The organism is Streptomyces roseus (genome assembly GCF_001044425.1).
GTDB classification, from domain to species: Bacteria; Actinomycetota; Actinomycetes; order Streptomycetales; family Streptomycetaceae; genus Streptomyces; species Streptomyces roseus.
The window spans coordinates 1-17,315 of record NZ_LFML01000091.1 but is presented as its reverse complement, the minus strand read 5'-3'; the positions used below and the strand labels follow the sequence as shown (position 1 = coordinate 17,315).

The window sequence follows — 17,315 nt, the reverse complement described above, 5'->3', positions numbered from 1 at the left end:
AGCGCGGGCCGGGGCGGCGCCCGCGCCGGCCGCCGGAGCGGACCATGGCCGCGCGGACGGCGGTGCGCGGGGCGGGGACCAGCGGGAGGGCCGCGTCGATGCCGCCGGTGCCGGGCCAGGGGGCGGCGGCGTTCACGCGTTCGGCGACGCGGCGGCAGCGCGGGCAGTCGTCGACGTGGCGGACCAGCTCGGCGCGCAGGGTGGTGGACAGCAGCACCTGCCCGTCGCCCTCACCGGTGAGCCGGGACACGGAGGGGCAGCCGCCCGTCTCGACCACGGCGAGGGCCGCTCGGGTCCGCTCCACCTCGCAGGCGGCTCCGGCCAGCAGCTCGCGGGCGAGGACGGGGGGCGTGCCGAGGACCGCCGCGAGCTCGGGGACGCCGAGGCGGTGGCGGACGGCGAGTTCGAGGGCCTCGCGCTGCGCGGGCGTGGTCCCGGCGGCCTCGGGCCAGGCGAGGCGGGCCAGCTCGGTGCGCCGGTACGCGGACACGTCCAGGAAACCGGAACCGGACCCGGAGCCGGGGGCGGACCCGGTGCCGGAACGGTACTCCTGCGGCGCGCGCTCGGCGTCCGAGCGCTCCGGCGTGCGCCGGGCGGAATGCGCTCCCGCCCGGCTCCGCCGGTGCTCGGCCAGCCGCCGCAGGCAGGCCCAGCGGGCGAGGGCGTACAGCCAGGCCCGCCGGTCGCCCTCGTCGGGACAGCGGCCGGGGTACCGCTCGGCGACGGCGAGCACCTCGGCGAGCACGTCGGTCGCGGCGTCGTGGTCGCAGAGGACCGACAGGCAGTAGGTGAACAGGCCGTCCAGGTACGGCTCGTGCCGGAACGGGGGCGGCGACTGGGACGGCTGTTCTCCCCCGGAGCCCCCGAGTGCATCGGGGCCCTCGGGGGGCGTGCGCCCGTGCGCCCGGTGTGCGCCGGTGCGCTGGGCGGGGCTTTCCTGATTGCTGCTGCTCACCCTGGCGAAGGTAGGCGGCGCGCCGGTGACGGCCGTGAAGCCTTCAGCTGTTTTAGCCCTTACGGGTGAACAGATCGAAGGTCTGCTGACCGCGGCCCTGACGCCGGGCCCTGCACGGGCCCTCCGCCCGGCCCTCCGCCGGGCCGTCCACCGGACCGTCCACCGGGTCTCCATCCGGCCCGGCCGCCGCTCCCCCGCCGGCCGGCCCGCGCTGTCACAGGCGCCGGATACCGTGGGGCGCATGGCTGCCCGTACATCTCGTTCATCCGCCAAGGACCGGCCGTCCTACCGCTGCTCCGAGTGCGGCTGGACGACCGCGAAATGGCTCGGGCGCTGCCCCGAGTGCCAGGCGTGGGGCACCGTCGAGGAGATGGGCGGCGCGCCCGCCGTACGGACGACCGCCGCGGGCCGCGTCTCCGCGCCCGCCCTCCCGATCGCCCAGGTCGACGGCCGGACCGCGACCGCCCGCAGCACCGGCGTGGACGAGCTGGACCGGGTGCTGGGCGGCGGGCTCGTGCCCGGCGCCGTCGTGCTGCTGGCCGGCGAGCCGGGCGTCGGGAAGTCGACGCTGCTGCTCGACGTCGCGGCGAAGGCGGCCGGCGAGGCGCACCGCACGCTCTACGTCACGGGCGAGGAGTCGGCCAGCCAGGTGCGGCTGCGGGCCGACCGGATCAACGCGCTGAACGACCACCTCTTCCTCGCCGCCGAGACCGACCTTTCCGCCGTCCTGGGCCACCTCGACGCCGTACAGCCCTCGCTGCTGGTCCTGGACTCCGTCCAGACCGTCGCCTCCCCCGAGATCGACGGCGCGCCCGGCGGCATGGCCCAGGTCCGCGAGGTCGCCGGGGCGCTGATCCGCGCCTCCAAGGAGCGCGGGATGGCCACCCTGCTCGTCGGGCACGTCACCAAGGACGGGGCGATCGCCGGCCCCCGCCTGCTGGAGCACCTCGTCGACGTGGTCCTCAGTTTCGAGGGCGACCGGCACGCGCGCCTGCGCCTCGTACGAGGCGTGAAGAACCGGTACGGCGCCACCGACGAGGTCGGCTGCTTCGAGCTGCACGACGAGGGGATCACCGGGCTCGCCGACCCGAGCGGGTTGTTCCTGACCCGGCGTGCCGAGGCTGTCCCGGGGACCTGCCTGACGGTGACTCTGGAGGGCAAGCGCCCGCTGGTCGCCGAGGTGCAGGCGCTGACCGTGGACTCGCAGATCCCCTCGCCCCGGCGGACCACCTCGGGGCTGGAGACCTCGCGCGTCTCGATGATGCTGGCGGTGCTGGAGCAGCGCGGCCGGATCACCGCGCTCGGCAAGCGCGACATCTACTCGGCCACCGTGGGCGGGGTGAAGCTGACCGAGCCGGCCGCCGACCTGGCGATCGCCCTCGCGCTGGCCTCGGCGGCGAGCGACGTGCCGCTGCCCAAGAACCTCGTCGCCATCGGCGAGGTCGGGCTCGCGGGCGAGGTGCGGCGGGTGACGGGTGTGCAGCGGCGGCTCGCCGAGGCGCACCGGCTCGGCTTCACGCACGCGCTGGTGCCGGGCGATCCGGGGAAGGTGCCGGCCGGGATGAAGGTGATCGAGGTCGCGGACATGGGCGACGCGCTGCGGGTGCTGCCGCGCGGGCGCTCGCGGGCGGCGGCCAAGGAATAACGGGCGGGTAGCCGCTGGTGGGCGGGGGTGCGAAGGGGCCCGTACGGGGTCCCGCGGGGGCGCACCTGGCCAAGCCACGGCGGGGCCGCAGCGCGCGCCGGTAGACTTTGTGCTGGTCCGCCCGGCCGTACGCAGGCGGCGCAACCCGCGACCGGAGGAGTGCAGTGGCAGCCAAGGACGGGGCAGCAGCACCCGGGAAGTCCGGCGCGAGCTCCAAGCACGACGCGCTCATGCGTGCCTCGCTGAGTGCGGTCGCCCCCGGTCAGCCCCTGCGCGACGGTCTGGAACGGATCGTCCGCGGCAACACGGGCGGCCTGATCGTCCTCGGCATGGACAAGGCCGTCGAAGCGATGTGCACGGGCGGTTTCGTGCTGGACGTGGAGTTCACCGCGACCCGGCTGCGCGAGCTGTGCAAGCTCGACGGTGCGCTGATCCTCGACAAGGACCTCACCAAGATCCTGCGGGCGGGCGTCCAGCTGGTGCCGGACGCGTCGATCCCGACGGAGGAGACGGGCACGCGGCACCGGACCGCGGACCGGGTCTCCAAGCAGTGCGGGTTCCCCGTCGTCTCGGTGTCGCAGTCGATGCGGCTGATCGCGCTGTACGTGGACGGGGAGCGGCGGGTCCTGGAGGAGTCCGGGGCGATCCTGTCGCGGGCGAACCAGGCGCTGGCCACGCTGGAGCGGTACAAGCTCCGCCTGGACGAGGTCGCCGGGACGCTGTCCGCACTGGAGATCGAGGACCTGGTCACGGTGCGCGACGTGACGGCGGTCGCGCAGCGGCTGGAAATGGTCCGCCGCATTGCCACGGAAATCGCTGAATACGTGGTCGAGCTGGGCACGGACGGGCGACTGCTGTCGCTCCAGCTGGACGAGTTGACGGTCGGGATCGAGCAGGAGCGGGAGCTGGTGATCCGGGACTACGTTCCGGAGCCGACCGCGAAGCGCTCGCGCACGGTGGAGGAAGCGCTGCCGGCGCTGGACGCGCTGACGCACCCGGAGCTGCTGGAGCTGGCGATCGTGGCGCGGGCCCTGGGGTACACGGGCTCGCCCGAGACGCTGGACTCGGCGGTGTCCCCGCGGGGTTACCGCCTGCTGGCGAAGGTTCCGCGGCTGCCGGGCGCCATCATCGAGCGGCTGGTGGAGCACTTCGGCGGCCTGCAGAAGCTGCTGGCCGCGTCGGTGGACGACCTCCAGGCCGTGGACGGCGTCGGCGAGGCCCGCGCCCGGAGCGTCCGCGAGGGGCTGTCCCGCCTCGCGGAGTCCTCGATCCTGGAACGGTACGTCTGATCCCCTGAGGCGGTCCTCACACCACCGACGCGGGGCCCGGTCCCGTCGGGCCCGGTCCCGCCCGCCTCAGTCCTGCTTGAGCACGAACGAGGTCCGGGCGACCGGCATGCCCGGGGACTTGACCTCCACCACGTACGTGTCCGCGGCCGCCGCCCCCGCCGGGGGCGTCTGGCACTGGTCGGGGGCGCTGAACTTGCGGTCCCACTCCAGCGACTGCTTCGTCTCGCCCTGCGCCGGGACCCGGAAGAACGCGTTGCCCGCGCCCGACGGGCAGTCCGCCGATGACCACACCGCCTTGCTCGTGCTCGCCTGGAGGATGGTCAGGACCGCCTGCTTCGGGCCGAGATCGACCTTGCAGGTCGTACCGGAGACATTGCGCGCGACCAGTTCGAGGCGGGGCTTCTCGCTCGGCTCGTACTCGTTCTTCACGCTCTTGACCTCCCACTGCAGCCCGCCCGGGGCGCAGGTGGGGAGGGGGGAGTCGGCCGCGACCTGGGATGAGCCGCCGCCCGCCGTGCCGCCCGCGCCGCCGCTGCCGCCGGCCCCGGCGACACCGCCCGAAGCGGAACCGGACCCCGAAGTGCCGCCCGGCTCACCGTTCTTGCCCGCGCCGCCGCCCGACTCGGCGCGCCCGCCCGGCGCCTGAGTGATCGCCGGACCCGTGCCCGCCGGCCCCGGGGTGATCGACGTGACGGGCTTCGGCTCCTTGCCGCCGCCCTTGCCGTTCGTACTCGACCTGCCCCCGCCGGAACTGACGGCCCATACGGCGAGGAGCGCGAGGAGCGCGACGACGGACGCCAGCACAGCCCTCCGTCGCCAGTAGATGGAGGAGGGGAGCGGCCCGACCGGATTGCGCATAGATCCCACGGACGGAACTTTACGAGAGTCCGCGGCCCGATCCGCGCCCCACATGCCGCGCAACCGGCTTGTTTTGCCGATGATCATCCTGCGGAGGGACCGGGTACCGTCGAGAATCAGCCAAGAGTCCGACGCCGGATTTGATCGGCTTTGAGTACGGTCGGTGAGCATGGACTCCTCCGGCCTCTACCGCGAAATCACCGGTTCCGCCCGCAGTGCCCCCGGCTGGGTGCGGTCGGCGTTCGAGGTCTGGACGGAGTACGGGCTCCTCCTCTTCGGTCTGCTCTTCATCGCCGTGTGGTGGCGGGCGCGCGCCCGGACGGACCCGCGGCCCGTCGCCCTCGCCCTCACCGCGCCGCTCGCCGCCGCCCTCGCGTACGCCGCCTCGGAGCTCCTGAAGTCCGCCGTGGACGAGGAGCGGCCCTGTCGGGCGGTCGCCGGGGCCGCCGCCCCGCTCATCGCCTGCCCCGCCCCCGGCGACTGGTCGTTCCCCAGCAACCACTCCGCCATCGCGGGCGCCGCCGCCGTCGCGCTGGCCCTCGCCGTACCCCGCCTCGCGCTCGCGGCCGTCCCGCTCGCGGTGCTGATGGCCTTCTCCCGGGTCTTCGTGGGCGTCCACTACCCCCACGACGTACTGGCCGGGCTGCTGCTCGGCGGGGCGCTCGCCGCGCTCGCCGTCCCCGCCCTGACCGGTCCGATCAGTACGATCACCGCCGCCATGCGGGCGAGCGGGGGGCGCGCCGCTGTCTGGTTCACCGGCCCGGGCCCCGCGCGGCGGCCCTGAAACGTGCCAGGATGCCGTTGCCATGACTTCATCCACCAGCCCTTCGCCCCGAACGTCCCCCGACGCGTCCCACGCGCTGCACTCCCCGGTCATCGCCTGGTTCGAGGAGCATGCCCGCGACCTGCCCTGGCGCCGCCCCGAGGCCGGCCCCTGGGGGGTCATGGTCAGCGAGTTCATGCTCCAGCAGACCCCGGTCAGCCGGGTCCTTCCGGTGTACGAGCAGTGGCTCGCCCGCTGGCCCCGCCCCGCCGCCCTGGCCGCCGAGGCCCCCGGCGAGGCCGTACGGGCCTGGGGGCGGCTCGGCTACCCGAGGCGGGCCCTGCGCCTGCACGGAGCGGCCGTCGCGATAACGGAGCGGCACGGGGGCGACGTACCGCGGGAGCACGCGCAGCTGCTCGCGCTGCCCGGGATCGGCGAGTACACGGCGGCGGCCGTGGCCTCCTTCGCGTACGGGCAGCGGCACGCCGTCCTCGACACCAACGTGCGCCGGGTCTTCGCCCGCACCACGACCGGCGTGGAGTACCCGCCGAACGCCACCACCGCGGCCGAGCGGCGCCTGGCCAGGGAGCTGCTGCCCGAGGACGAGGGCACCGCGGCGCGCTGGGCGGCGGCCTCGATGGAACTCGGCGCCCTGGTGTGCACCGCCAAGTCCCCGGACTGCGCGCGCTGCCCGGTGGCCGGGCTGTGCGCGTGGCGTCTGGCGGGGAAGCCGGCCCACGACGGGCCGCCGCGGCGCGGGCAGACGTACGCGGGAACCGACCGGCAGGTGCGCGGCAAGCTCCTCGCGGTGCTGCGGGAGGCGGTCGGGCCGGTTCCGCAGGCCGTGCTCGACACGGTCTGGGACGAGCCGGTGCAGCGGGCCCGGGCACTGGACGGGCTGGTCTCCGACGGACTGGTCGAGCCGCTCGCCGCGGGGCTGTACCGGCTGCCCCAGGGCTCCCCGGCGGCCACCCCCACCAGCCCCGCCGCGAGCACCCCGGCGAGCCCCGACACAAACTGAGTCCGAGATTCCGCTTGTCCCGGTGAAACCCCAGCTCACGGCTCTGTTACACAACCTATGGGTGTCCGTGCGCCCACCGAAGGCTGGCTCGCACAGGCCCGTGACAACCCCTCCGTACCTTCGGATCCGTAAGGCGAGAGGCGACGGACGAGCGGTTGCACGGGACGGAGGCGGTCTGAGATGGCGCACGGCGAGGTACTCGGATTCGAAGAGTACGTACGCACTCGGCAGGACGCCCTCCTGCGCAGTGCCCGGCGCCTGGTTCCGGACCCCACGGACGCGCAGGACCTCCTGCAGACCGCCCTCGTGCGCACGTACGGCCGCTGGGACGGCATCGCCGACAAGTCCCTCGCCGACGCCTACATGCGCCGCGTCATGATCAACACCCGTACCGAGTGGTGGCGCGCCCGCAAGCTCGAAGAGGTCCCCACCGAGCAGCTCCCGGACGCCTCCGTCGAGGACGGCTCCGACCAGCGCGCCGACCGCGCCCTGCTGATGGACATCCTCAAGGTGCTCGCCCCCAAGCAGCGCAGCGTGGTCGTGCTGCGGCACTGGGAGCAGATGAGCACCGAGGAGACCGCCGCCGCGCTCGGGATGTCTGCGGGTACTGTGAAGAGCACCCTGCACCGCGCACTGGCCCGCCTCCGGCAGGAACTGGAGAGCCGGGACCTGGACATGCGCGCGCTGGAGCGCGGTGACCACCGCGGTGACCACACCATCCGGTACGAGGGGCGTGAGCGGTGCGCGGCCTGAACGGCCAATGCCCAAGGGGCAGGAGTTCGCTGGTGCTGATGTCGGCGGGGACGGTCGTCCTCGCCGGCACTGTGCTGTTCGCGGCCGGTTGCAGCGCCGGCGGGACCGGTCTGCGTGACGGCGGGCCCGCCCACACCGACCCCGTGTCCAAGACCGGTTCGCCGACGCCCGCCCCGCCCGACCACGTCCCGGCCACGACCGGCGCCTCGGGCAAGCCCGCGAAGAAGGTCGACCCGGTCGCGCTGCTCAAGGCGGACCCCAAGGTCAGCGCCGAGGTCAAGCGGGACCTCAAGCCCTGCGCGGGCAAGGACTACCCGATCGACGTGAGCTACGGGAAGGTCACCGGGAACTCGGTCGTCGACATCGTGGTCAACGTGCTGTCCTGCGCCGACGCGCTGGGGCGGGGCTCCTACGTGTACAGGTCGGAGGGCGGGACGTACGAGAATGTGTTCTCGGACGAGCAGCCGCCCGTCTACGCGGAGATCGACCGGGGCGACCTGGTGGTCACCAGGCCGGTGTACGGCAAGAGCGACGCGCTCGCGTATCCGTCCGGCGAGGACGTGATCACGTACCGCTGGAGCGGGGAGAAGTTCGCCGAGCAGGACCGCGTGCACACCGACTACAGCAACATCGACGGCGGGGCCCAGCCCGCCCCCGCCGTCACCCAGAAGAACTGACGTACCGAGCAACCGAGGCGAGGCTCCCGCATGGCCGAGACCCATGTCCTGTTCGTGGAGGACGACGACGTCATCCGCGAGGCCACGACCCTGGCGCTGGAACGCGACGGGTTCGTGGTCACGGCCATGCCCGACGGCCTGTCCGGACTGGAGTCCTTCCGCGCCGACCGCCCCGACATCGCCCTGCTCGACGTGATGGTGCCCGGCATGGACGGCGTGAGCCTGTGCCGCCGGATCCGCGACGAGTCCACCGTCCCGGTGATCATGCTGTCGGCGCGCGCGGACTCGATCGACGTGGTCCTGGGCCTGGAGGCGGGCGCCGACGACTACGTCACCAAGCCCTTCGACGGCTCGGTCCTCGTCGCCCGCATCCGCGCGGTGCTGCGCCGCTTCGGCCACGCGGGCGGCCCGCAGAACGGCCGCCCGGGCGCGCACGACGAGAACGGCTCCGAGGAGCGCGGGGTGCTGGCCTTCGGCGACCTGGAGGTCGACACCGAGGGCATGGAGGTCCGCAAGGCCGGCGCCCCGGTGGCGCTGACGCCGACCGAGATGCGGCTGCTCCTGGAATTCTCCTCCGCGCCCGGCACCGTTCTCTCCCGCGACCGCCTGCTGGAGCGGGTCTGGGACTACGACTGGGGTGGTGACACCCGCGTCGTGGACGTCCACGTCCAGCGACTGCGCACCAAGATCGGACAGGACCGGATCGAAACGGTCCGGGGATTCGGATACAAGCTGAAGGCATGAGGCGCTTCACCCTCCGTACGGGGATCCGCTGGAAGATCACGCTCGCCATCGCGGCCGTCGGCGCGCTCGTCGCCGTGGCACTGAGCCTGGTCGTGCACAGCGCTGCCCGCGTCTCGATGCTGGAGAGCGCCCGCGAGGCCCAGCTCGCGAACGTGAACGTCATCGCCCGCTTCGTCGAGGCCGGGCGCAAGCCCGTCCTCGGGGCGAAGGTCAACGACCCCGAGCTGCCCGCCGCGCTGCGCGAGAAGGCGCGGTCGGGGCGGCGCGGCACGTACATCCAGGAGTCGCGCAAGGGGGTGCCGGAGGTGTGGGCCGCGGTGCCGCTCGGGAACGGGCAGGTGCTCTCGCTGCACAACGAGTTCAAGGAGAGCGCCAACATGGTGCGCGACCTGGACCGGGCCCTGGTCGTCGGGTCGATCTCCGTCGTGGTCGCGGGCGCCGCGCTCGGCGTGCTCATCGGCGGGCAGATCTCGCGCCGGCTGCGCAAGGCCGCGGCCGCCGCGCAGCGGGTGGCGCACGGGGATCCCGACGTACGGGTGCGGGACGCGGTCGGCGGCGTCGTACGGGACGAGACCGACGACCTCGCGCGGGCCGTGGACGCCATGGCCGACGCGCTCCAGCAGCGCCTGGAGGCCGAGCGGCGGGTGACCGCGGACATCGCGCACGAGCTGCGGACCCCGGTCACGGGCCTGCTCACGGCGGCGGAGCTGCTGCCCCCGGGCCGGCCGACGGAGCTGGTGCGCGACCGGGCGCAGGCGATGCGGGCACTGGTCGAGGACGTACTGGAGGTGGCCCGGCTGGACAGCACGTCCGAGCGGGCGGAGCTCCAGGACGTGGCGCTGGGCGAGTTCGTGAGCCGGCGGGTGACCGCCCTGATGCCGGAGGCCTCGGTACGGGTGGTCGCGGACGAGATCGTCAGCACCGACCCGCGGCGGCTGGAGCGGATCCTGGGCAACCTGCTGGCCAACGCGGCGCGGTACGGGCAGCCGCCGGTCCAGGTCGACATCGAGGGCCGGGTCGTACGGGTCCGGGACCACGGGCCGGGCTTCCCGGAGGCGCTGCTGCGCGAGGGGCCGAGCCGCTTCCGCACCGGGTCCACGGACCGGGCGGGCGTCGGGCACGGGCTGGGGCTGACCATCGCGGAGGGGCAGGCGCGGGTGCTGGGCGCCCGGCTGACGTTCCGCAACGTGGCGGTCCCGGGCGGCGTGGACCGCGAGGGCGCGGCGGCCGGCGCGGTGGCGGTGCTGTGGCTGCCGGAGCAGGCGCCGACGGCGACCGGCAGCTTCCCGATCATCAAACTGTCGGAGTAGGGGGGCGCGGGGCACTGCCTGCCGGGGCGGACCGCGACCGGCCGCGCCCGCGTGCCGCGATCCGACGTGGACCGGGCCGTACGCGTGTGCGGGCCGGTGTTTTAGCATCCCTGGATGACCGACGGTACGAATCCTCCCAGCAGCCCCCAGCCCCAGCCCGCCCCGGGGAACGGGGGCTACGGGTTCCCGCCCGCCCCGCCGGCCCCCGCGACCGGCTACGGCTACCCGCCCGGTGCTCCGGCCCAGGACGGCGGCGGTGGCTTCGGCCCGGCCCCGCAGCAGTGGGCCCAGGGGCTCCCGGACGTGGGCGCGCCCCCGCCGCCGGGCGCTCCGGGCGGTCCCGGCTTCCCCGGCGCTCCGGGCCCGTTCGCCCCGGCGCCGGACCAGCCGGACTGGGAGGCGATGGCGGACCGCTCGGCGGCCGAGAGGCGCAAGAAGCGGCTGTGGACGATCGGCGGCGTGGTGACCGTACTGGCGCTGCTCGGCGGTGGCGGAGCGTTCCTGCTGCTGGGCGGCGACGACAAGGGCGGGAACGAGGCGCTGGACGACAAGCCGTCCCCGAGCGTGTCGGCCTCGCCCTCCCCCAGCGGGTCCAAGAGCAAGACGCCGGTCGACAACACCCCGACCGTCAAGGACGACCCGACCCAGCTCCGGGACCGCAGCGGGAAGGCGCCGCTGAAGATGGGCCCCGACGCCGGGGTCTTCCCGATCGATACGCGCTTCGAGGTCCGTACGAAGGGCAACGAGAACTCGTACGCCGAGTCCCAGAAGGCCGTGGTGGACACGGGCAAGAGCTTCACCGTCTCGGCCCACGTCTGGAACCGGGCGCCGAAGGGGCGCCAGATCGCCGTCAGCCAGGGCAACGAGAAGTCGTTCGCGTTCGAGCTGGGCCTGGACCAGGTGAACGGCAAGCCGGCCTGGGTCTTCCGCGTCCAGACCGGCGACCAGGGGGCCGAGGCGACCGCCGTGACCGTCACCGGCGAGAGCCCGAAGATGGAGAAGACCTTCTCCACCCTGACCGGGACCTACGACGCCGAGCGCAAGCAGATCGCCCTCTACGTCAACGGGAAGAAGACCGGCGAGGCCGCCGTCCCGGGCGTCTTCGCCGCGCCGGGACCGCTCCAGCTGGCGCGCTCCCGCCACGAGGACAAGTGGACCGCTCCGTGGAGCGGGGCGATGGACACCGTGCACGTCTACGGCTCGGCGCTCTCGCCCGCCCAGATCGCCGCCTACAAGCCGGGCCGGGTGGACGCGAAGACGAAGCCGGCCGGCTCCTGGCTCCTGTTCTGAGCCCGGCTTCCGGGCCCGGCCCGTCCCGGTCGGGGTCCCGCGGGGATCAGACCGTGACGCCGGCGTTGCGCAGGAAGGCGACCGGGTTCACGGCCGAGCCGTAGTTCGGGGTGGTGCGGATCTCGAAGTGCAGGTGCGGGCCGCTGGAGTTGCCGGTGTTGCCCGACAGCGCGATCTGCGAGCCCTTGCCGACCTTCTGGCCGATCCGGACCTGGATCTTCGAGAGGTGCGCGTACTGCGAGTAGGTGTTGTTCGCGTGCTTGATCACAATGGCGTTGCCGTACGCCGGGCCGTCGCCGCCGCCGTTCGGACCCGCCTTGACGACGGTGCCCGCGGAGGCGGCCTTGACCGGGGTGCCGACGGGGCACGCGAAGTCCTGGCCCGAGTGCTTGTGGGACCACATGGTGCCGCCCTTGCCGAAGGTCGCGGAGAGCGTGTACCTCGCGACCGGCTTCTGCCAGGCGATGACGGCCTTGGCGGCGGCGGCCTTGGCGGCGTCCGCCTTGGCGGCAGCGGCGGCCTTGGCGGCCTGGGCCTTGGCCTGGGCCGCGACCAGCTGGGCGGTGCCGGTCAGGGTGGTCTCCGGGGCCGTGTCGGCGAAGGCGGCGGTCGTCCCCGCCCCGAGAGCCAGGACGGCACCGAGAGCGGTGGCACCGACGGCGAGACGGGTACGACGGGTGATGCTGCGCTTCGCGGACACAGGGAGACCTCCGGGCCGGGGACAAGGGCGGTTCGGGCAAGAAGCCACCCGGCACGCTGGAGAGCGGATGCCGGGCTTGCCCACCCTTGGTAACCCGTGCCCCGCGGTATACCCAAACCTCCCGATTACTACCGGGGCTCGTAGGCCCGTGGGGTGTGACGCAGCCGGTTGACCGCCTCCCGACTGGGCCGAGACCCCGGCACGACAGGGGCAAAACGGACACCAAACCTACGAGACGCCCTAGTAGGTCCGTTTTGCCCTGTGCGGCTTGTCACCGGCTCCGGGACGTTTGCCGCCCTGCGGAGGACAGAAGCCCCGCAACCGGCCGGTCTGCGACCGGGACCGGGATGCGGCCCGGGAAGCCGGCCCGGGACCCGGCCCAAGGCCCGTACGCCGCTTCGGCGCCCGCGTACCCGCGTACCCGCGTACCCGCGGCAAAAGGGGCGGCCCCGGAACCGTGTGGTTCCGGGGCCGCCCCTCGGTACAACTGCCGCCCGCGCGTTACGCGCCCTTCGACAGGTCCGGGCCGGAGCCCGTGGCCTCGATCGGGGGGAGGTCCGGCAGGGCCGACTTCTCCTCGCCGCGGAAGGTGAACTTGGCCTCTTCGCCGTCACCCTCCTTGCCGACGACCACGATGTGACCGGGGCGCAGCTCGCCGAAGAGGATCTTCTCCGACAGCACGTCCTCGATCTCGCGCTGGATGGTCCGGCGCAGCGGCCGGGCACCCAGGATCGGGTCGTAGCCGCGCTTGGCGAGCAGGAGCTTCGCGTCACCGCTCAGCTCGATGCCCATGTCGCGGTCCTTCAGGCGCTCGTCGACCTTGGCGATCATGAGGTCGACGATCTGGATGATGTCTTCCTCGGTGAGCTGGTGGAAGACGACCGTGTCGTCGACACGGTTCAGGAACTCGGGCCGGAAGTGCTGCTTGAGCTCTTCGTTGACCTTCGCCTTCATCCGGTCGTAGCCGGTCTTGGTGTCGCCGACGGCGGCGAAACCGAGGTTGAAGCCCTTCGAGATGTCCCGCGTACCCAGGTTGGTCGTCATGATGATGACCGTGTTCTTGAAGTCCACGACCCGGCCCTGGGAGTCGGTCAGGCGACCGTCCTCCAGGATCTGGAGAAGGGAATTGAAGATATCCGGGTGGGCCTTCTCGACCTCGTCGAAGAGGACGACGGAGAACGGCTTGCGGCGCACCTTCTCGGTGAGCTGGCCGCCCTCTTCGTAGCCCACGTAGCCGGGGGGCGAACCGAAGAGGCGCGAGACGGTGTGCTTCTCGCTGAACTCCGACATGTCGAGGGAGATCAGCGCGTCCTCGTCGCCGAAGAGGAATTCGGCGAGCGTCTTGGAGAGCTCGGTCTTACCGACGCCGGACGGGCCGGCGAAGATGAACGAGCCACCGGGGCGCTTCGGGTCCTTCAGACCCGCACGGGTGCGGCGGATCGCCTGGGAGAGCGCCTTGATGGCGTCCTTCTGGCCGATGACCCGGCGGTGGAGCTCGTCTTCCATGCGGAGCAGTCGCGAGGACTCCTCCTCGGTGAGCTTGAAGACGGGAATACCGGTCGCGGTCGCGAGGACCTCGGCGATGAGCTCGCCGTCGACCTCGGCGACGACGTCCATGTCGCCGGCCTTCCATTCCTTCTCGCGCTTGGCCTTCGCCGCCAGCAGCTGCTTCTCCTTGTCGCGCAGGGAGGCTGCCTTCTCGAAGTCCTGGGAGTCGATGGCCGACTCCTTGTCGCGGCGCACGCCCGCGATCTTCTCGTCGAACTCGCGGAGGTCCGGCGGCGCGGTCATCCGGCGGATGCGCATCCGGGATCCGGCCTCGTCGATCAGGTCGATCGCCTTGTCCGGCAGGAAGCGGTCCGAGATGTACCGGTCGGCCAGCGTCGCCGCCTGGACCAGGGCCTCGTCCGTGATGGAGACGCGGTGGTGGGCCTCGTAGCGGTCGCGCAGCCCCTTGAGGATCTCGATCGTGTGGGGGAGGGAAGGCTCCGCCACCTGGATCGGCTGGAAGCGGCGCTCGAGGGCCGCGTCCTTCTCGAGGTGCTTGCGGTACTCGTCCAGCGTCGTGGCACCGATGGTCTGGAGCTCACCACGGGCCAGCATGGGCTTGAGGATGCTGGCGGCGTCGATCGCGCCCTCGGCGGCACCCGCACCCACGAGGGTGTGGAGCTCGTCGATGAACAGGATGATGTCGCCGCGGGTGCGGATCTCCTTGAGCACCTTCTTCAGGCGCTCCTCGAAGTCACCGCGGTAGCGGGAACCCGCGACCAGGGCGCCGAGGTCAAGCGTGTAGAGGTGCTTGTCCTTCAGCGTCTCGGGAACCTCGCCCTTGACGATCGCCTGGGCCAGGCCCTCGACGACGGCGGTCTTGCCGACGCCGGGCTCGCCGATGAGGACCGGGTTGTTCTTGGTACGGCGGGACAGGACCTGCATGACCCGCTCGATCTCCTTCTCGCGCCCGATGACCGGGTCGAGCTTGGATTCGCGGGCGGCCTGCGTGAGATTGCGGCCGAACTGGTCCAGGACGAGGGAGGTCGAGGGGGTGCCCTCGGCCGGGCCGCCGGCCGTGGCCGACTCCTTGCCTCCGCCGGAGTAGCCGGAGAGCAGCTGGATGACCTGCTGCCGGACTCGGTTGAGATCGGCGCCCAGCTTCACCAGGACCTGGGCGGCGACGCCCTCGCCCTCGCGAATGAGGCCGAGCAGGATGTGCTCGGTGCCGATGTAGTTGTGGCCGAGCTGGAGGGCCTCTCGGAGCGAAAGCTCCAGGACCTTCTTCGCCCGCGGGGTGAAGGGGATGTGGCCGGACGGGGCCTGCTGCCCCTGACCGATGATCTCCTCAACCTGCTGGCGAACAGCCTCGAGCGAAATCCCGAGGCTCTCCAGGGCCTTAGCGGCGACACCCTCACCCTCGTGGATCAAGCCCAGGAGGATGTGCTCGGTGCCGATGTAGTTGTGGTTGAGCATCCGGGCTTCTTCCTGAGCCAGGACGACAACCCGCCGCGCGCGGTCGGTGAACCTCTCGAACATCGTTTATCGCTCCTCAGAGCGGTCGGGCAGTTCGGGGTCGGTCCCCGCCCTGTCCCTCCGCATGCTAGTCCCGCGGGGCGGGACAGCTCATTCCAACTGCCGACATCCGTCCGCGATCACCCCCACGTCAGTGGGGAAAACCGGCTTCAACAGCCGACAACTGCTCCAACCCGATGGTGCGAGACGATGTTCCCGCAGGCCAGGCAGATACCCGTCACACGTGTACGCCGATGGCGAACGGAAGCCGCCCAAATCAGCGTGTCGCCCCGATCCACTAGGAATGTCTTACCCGTACGCACTGACACTCCATGCCGACGGCACCGGTTCCCTCCGCTACGGGCGAACACGATTGCGTCCCGAATGTGGGACTCCACCTCGACGGACGTTTACGTTCCGCATTGTTGTCGGCGCACTGCGTAACCCCGGTGGCGCTCCGGAGTTGCTCCGGTCATGGCCGTCACCGTTCCGCCGCCCCGCGTCGCGCCCGAGGATTCACCCGCGGATCCGTCCCGGGACGCGTACGCGTCCTGGTACGAGGGGGTGCTCGGCTGGCCCCTTGCGGAAGGGCCACCCGCCGAGCTGGTCACCGGGGTGCGGTTCGACGTGCTGGAGCTGCCGGCCGATGCCGGGGAGCGCCTGCTGCGCGGACCGGTCGCCACGGGCCCGGTGGTGTTCTCCGGGCGCCGGACGGGCTTCCTGGTGGCCCCGGGGAGCGCGGAGGAGCTGGACGGCCTGCTGGAGTGGCTGGAGTGGGGCGGGGTCGCCCTGGACCTCACCGCGCTGGGCTCCGGCGGCCGGATCTCGGCCCCGGTCCCGCCGGGACACCCCGGGGGAGGTCCCCGGGGGGCCGCCGTGTGGTTGCGACCCCCCGAGCAGGGGTGTGAGGCGCTGCTGCCCTCCCTGCCCGGTCCGGGGCAGGGCGCCGGTCCCCGGCACGGTGGTGCCGGGCCCGATCTCGTACGCCTGGTCGCGGCGGCGGCGACGGAATGCCACCGGGCGCGCCTGTGGCGGCGTACGCCCTCGCGGGGCGCCGCGGCCGGGCCCCGTGCGGGCCGGCCGGGTCAGACCCTGGTGGGTCAGGCCCGGTTCTCGTAGGCCTCGCGGATCTCCTGCGGGACGCGCCCGCGGTCGTTGACGCTCATCCCCTGGGCCTTGGCCCACGCGCGGATCTCGGCGGTGTCCGGGTTTCCGGACGCCGCGGCCGTACGGGTCTTGGCGCGACCACCGGAGGCGCGGCCACCGGTGCGGCGGGCGCCCTTCACGTAGTCGGCGAGCGCGGAACGCAGCTTCTCCGCGTTGGCGGTGGTGAGGTCGATCTCGTAGGTCTTGCCATCCAGAGCGAACGTCACGGTCTCGTCCGCCTCGCCACCGTCGAGGTCGTCGACAAGAAGGACCTGAACCTTCTGTGCCACCGGGATTTCCTTTCATCGAAAAGCAGTACGCGGAAAGGAAACCGCTTTTCCCTGGAAAACACAAACCCCCGGCGAGAGGTTCGAGACCGCAACGCGGCGGGAAACGTGCGCGATTCGGACATAGGCCACAGGTGCGCGGAGCACGGGAAAAGCCGCCGTGATCGTTCAGAGGTGCAGAAGCATCCGACTGTTGCCCAAGGTGTTCGGCTTCACTCGTTCGAGACCGAGGAACTCGGCGACGCCCTCGTCATAGGAACGCAGGAGCTCCATGTAGACATCCGTCTCGACCGGGGTCTCCCCGATCTCTACGAAGCCGTGCTTCGCGAAGAAGTCCACTTCGAAGGTCAGGCAGAAAACCTTGGCGACGCCGAGGGTCCGCGCGGTGTCCAACAACTGCCGCAGCAGCCGATGGCCGACTCCGGCGCCCTTCAACTCGCGGTCCACCGCGAGAGTGCGGACTTCGGCCAGGTCTTCCCACATGACGTGGAGAGCGCCGCAGCCGACGACCTGACCGTCCCCGTCGCGTTCCGCGACCCAGAACTCCTGGATGTCCTCGTAAAGGACGACAGGGGCTTTGTCGAGGAGGATCCGCTGCTGCACGTACTGGTCGAGGAGACGTCTCAGCGCGGGAACATCACCGGTGCGGGCACGGCGGATCGTCACTGTTCTTGCGTGTTCAGCGGAAAACTCACCCATGCCCGGACGCTATCGCCCGGGCCTGGGGCCACGTCCGGCGGAGTCCCCTTCGGCGGAAGGCGGTTCGGCGGGTGGCTCGGGGGCAGGGGCGAGGAAGCGGTGGCGGATCTCGCCCCACTGGGTCACGCGGGCGATGGCCGGTTCGGCCTCCGCGTTCGCGCCCTTCGCCGGTGCG

16 protein-coding genes are annotated in these 17,315 nt (G+C 72.3%); 10 read left to right on the top strand and 6 right to left on the bottom strand.

Going from position 1 to position 17,315, the window contains the following annotated elements; genetic code table 11:
• A partial coding sequence (locus ACS04_RS22380; protein WP_048478501.1) for an RNA polymerase sigma factor occupies window positions 1-955 on the bottom strand: 955 nt, incomplete at its 3' end.
• A gap of 241 nt (window positions 956-1,196) precedes the next feature.
• Here ACS04_RS22380 and radA point away from each other — a divergent pair.
• A complete protein-coding gene (gene radA / locus ACS04_RS22375; RefSeq protein WP_048478500.1) occupies window positions 1,197-2,600 on the top strand; it encodes a DNA repair protein RadA in 1,404 nt (467 codons plus the stop codon).
• Window positions 2,601-2,764: 164 nt separating this feature from the next.
• Complete coding sequence (gene disA, locus ACS04_RS22370; RefSeq protein ID WP_030158457.1) at window positions 2,765-3,889, top strand: DNA integrity scanning diadenylate cyclase DisA; 1,125 nt, start codon at window positions 2,765-2,767, stop codon at window positions 3,887-3,889.
• A gap of 66 nt (window positions 3,890-3,955) precedes the next feature.
• Here the strand turns inward: disA and ACS04_RS22365 are convergent, their stop codons facing one another.
• Entirely contained in the window at window positions 3,956-4,747 is a 792-nt protein-coding gene (locus ACS04_RS22365) for a hypothetical protein (RefSeq protein ID WP_342449514.1), read from the bottom strand.
• 169 nt (window positions 4,748-4,916) lie between these two features.
• Here ACS04_RS22365 and ACS04_RS22360 point away from each other — a divergent pair, with 169 nt between their 5' ends.
• The 7 genes from ACS04_RS22360 to ACS04_RS40085 all read left to right on the top strand — a co-directional run bounded on the left by ACS04_RS22360 (window position 4,917) and on the right by ACS04_RS40085 (window position 11,305).
• Complete coding sequence (locus ACS04_RS22360; RefSeq protein WP_048478498.1) at window positions 4,917-5,531, top strand: phosphatase PAP2 family protein; 615 nt, start codon at window positions 4,917-4,919, stop codon at window positions 5,529-5,531.
• 22 nt (window positions 5,532-5,553) lie between these two features.
• Window positions 5,554-6,531, top strand: coding sequence for an HhH-GPD family protein (locus ACS04_RS22355; RefSeq protein ID WP_048478497.1), 978 nt, complete (start codon window positions 5,554-5,556; stop codon window positions 6,529-6,531).
• A 180-nt stretch (window positions 6,532-6,711) separates the two neighbouring features.
• Entirely contained in the window at window positions 6,712-7,284 is a 573-nt protein-coding gene (locus ACS04_RS22350) for a SigE family RNA polymerase sigma factor (protein ID WP_048478496.1), read from the top strand.
• Window positions 7,285-7,322: 38 nt separating this feature from the next.
• Window positions 7,323-7,961: a hypothetical protein gene (locus ACS04_RS22345; protein ID WP_048478502.1), complete on the top strand. Its 639-nt coding sequence runs from the start codon at window positions 7,323-7,325 to the stop codon at window positions 7,959-7,961.
• A 30-nt stretch (window positions 7,962-7,991) separates the two neighbouring features.
• A complete protein-coding gene (gene cseB / locus ACS04_RS22340; RefSeq protein WP_048478495.1) occupies window positions 7,992-8,705 on the top strand; it encodes a two-component system response regulator CseB in 714 nt (237 codons plus the stop codon).
• On the top strand, window positions 8,702-10,015 hold the full coding sequence (gene cseC / locus ACS04_RS22335) for a two-component system sensor histidine kinase CseC (protein ID WP_048478494.1): 1,314 nt from the start codon (window positions 8,702-8,704) through the stop codon (window positions 10,013-10,015). The genes cseB and cseC overlap by 4 nt, the downstream gene beginning before the upstream one ends.
• Window positions 10,016-10,129: 114 nt before the next feature.
• On the top strand, window positions 10,130-11,305 hold the full coding sequence (locus ACS04_RS40085) for a LamG domain-containing protein (protein WP_048478493.1): 1,176 nt from the start codon (window positions 10,130-10,132) through the stop codon (window positions 11,303-11,305).
• A gap of 46 nt (window positions 11,306-11,351) precedes the next feature.
• On the opposite strand, the gene ACS04_RS22325 is transcribed toward ACS04_RS40085, so the two are convergent.
• Both ACS04_RS22325 and ACS04_RS22320 read right to left on the bottom strand, forming a co-directional pair.
• Window positions 11,352-12,005: a M23 family metallopeptidase gene (locus ACS04_RS22325; RefSeq protein ID WP_048478492.1), complete on the bottom strand. Its 654-nt coding sequence runs from the start codon at window positions 12,003-12,005 to the stop codon at window positions 11,352-11,354.
• A 501-nt stretch (window positions 12,006-12,506) separates the two neighbouring features.
• Window positions 12,507-15,032: an ATP-dependent Clp protease ATP-binding subunit gene (locus ACS04_RS22320; protein ID WP_048478491.1), complete on the bottom strand. Its 2,526-nt coding sequence runs from the start codon at window positions 15,030-15,032 to the stop codon at window positions 12,507-12,509.
• Between the two features lie 450 nt (window positions 15,033-15,482).
• On the opposite strand from ACS04_RS22320, the gene ACS04_RS22315 reads away from it, so the two are divergent.
• A complete protein-coding gene (locus tag ACS04_RS22315; protein WP_048478490.1) occupies window positions 15,483-16,127 on the top strand; it encodes an SCO3374 family protein in 645 nt (214 codons plus the stop codon).
• Here the strand turns inward: ACS04_RS22315 and ACS04_RS22310 are convergent.
• Both ACS04_RS22310 and ACS04_RS22305 read right to left on the bottom strand, forming a co-directional pair.
• Window positions 16,109-16,444, bottom strand: a complete 336-nt coding sequence (locus tag ACS04_RS22310) for a histone-like nucleoid-structuring protein Lsr2 (RefSeq protein ID WP_048478489.1) — start codon at window positions 16,442-16,444, stop codon at window positions 16,109-16,111. The two genes, ACS04_RS22315 and ACS04_RS22310, sit on opposite strands and share 19 nt — an antisense overlap.
• 165 nt (window positions 16,445-16,609) lie before the next feature.
• The gene (locus ACS04_RS22305) at window positions 16,610-17,140 is read right to left on the bottom strand and encodes an amino-acid N-acetyltransferase (protein ID WP_048478488.1); all 531 of its coding nucleotides are present in this window, start codon (window positions 17,138-17,140) and stop codon (window positions 16,610-16,612) included.
• Between the last annotated feature and the right edge of the window lie 175 nt (window positions 17,141-17,315).

What these genes read in the sequence shown, in the direction of transcription:
- cseC (WP_048478494.1), top strand. Translation starts at nt 8,702, where the DNA reads ATGAGGCGCTTCACCCTCCGTACGGGGATCCGCTGGAAGATCACGCTC.
- cseB (WP_048478495.1), top strand. Translation starts at nt 7,992, where the DNA reads ATGGCCGAGACCCATGTCCTGTTCGTGGAGGACGACGACGTCATCCGC.
- radA (WP_048478500.1), top strand. Translation starts at nt 1,197, where the DNA reads ATGGCTGCCCGTACATCTCGTTCATCCGCCAAGGACCGGCCGTCCTAC.
- ACS04_RS22315 (WP_048478490.1), top strand. Translation starts at nt 15,483, where the DNA reads ATGGCCGTCACCGTTCCGCCGCCCCGCGTCGCGCCCGAGGATTCACCC.
- ACS04_RS22320 (WP_048478491.1), bottom strand. Translation starts at nt 15,032, where the DNA reads ATGTTCGAGAGGTTCACCGACCGCGCGCGGCGGGTTGTCGTCCTGGCT.
- ACS04_RS22350 (WP_048478496.1), top strand. Translation starts at nt 6,712, where the DNA reads ATGGCGCACGGCGAGGTACTCGGATTCGAAGAGTACGTACGCACTCGG.
- ACS04_RS40085 (WP_048478493.1), top strand. Translation starts at nt 10,130, where the DNA reads ATGACCGACGGTACGAATCCTCCCAGCAGCCCCCAGCCCCAGCCCGCC.
- ACS04_RS22360 (WP_048478498.1), top strand. Translation starts at nt 4,917, where the DNA reads ATGGACTCCTCCGGCCTCTACCGCGAAATCACCGGTTCCGCCCGCAGT.
- ACS04_RS22355 (WP_048478497.1), top strand. Translation starts at nt 5,554, where the DNA reads ATGACTTCATCCACCAGCCCTTCGCCCCGAACGTCCCCCGACGCGTCC.
- ACS04_RS22365 (WP_342449514.1), bottom strand. Translation starts at nt 4,747, where the DNA reads ATGCGCAATCCGGTCGGGCCGCTCCCCTCCTCCATCTACTGGCGACGG.
- ACS04_RS22305 (WP_048478488.1), bottom strand. Translation starts at nt 17,140, where the DNA reads ATGGGTGAGTTTTCCGCTGAACACGCAAGAACAGTGACGATCCGCCGT.
- ACS04_RS22345 (WP_048478502.1), top strand. Translation starts at nt 7,323, where the DNA reads ATGTCGGCGGGGACGGTCGTCCTCGCCGGCACTGTGCTGTTCGCGGCC.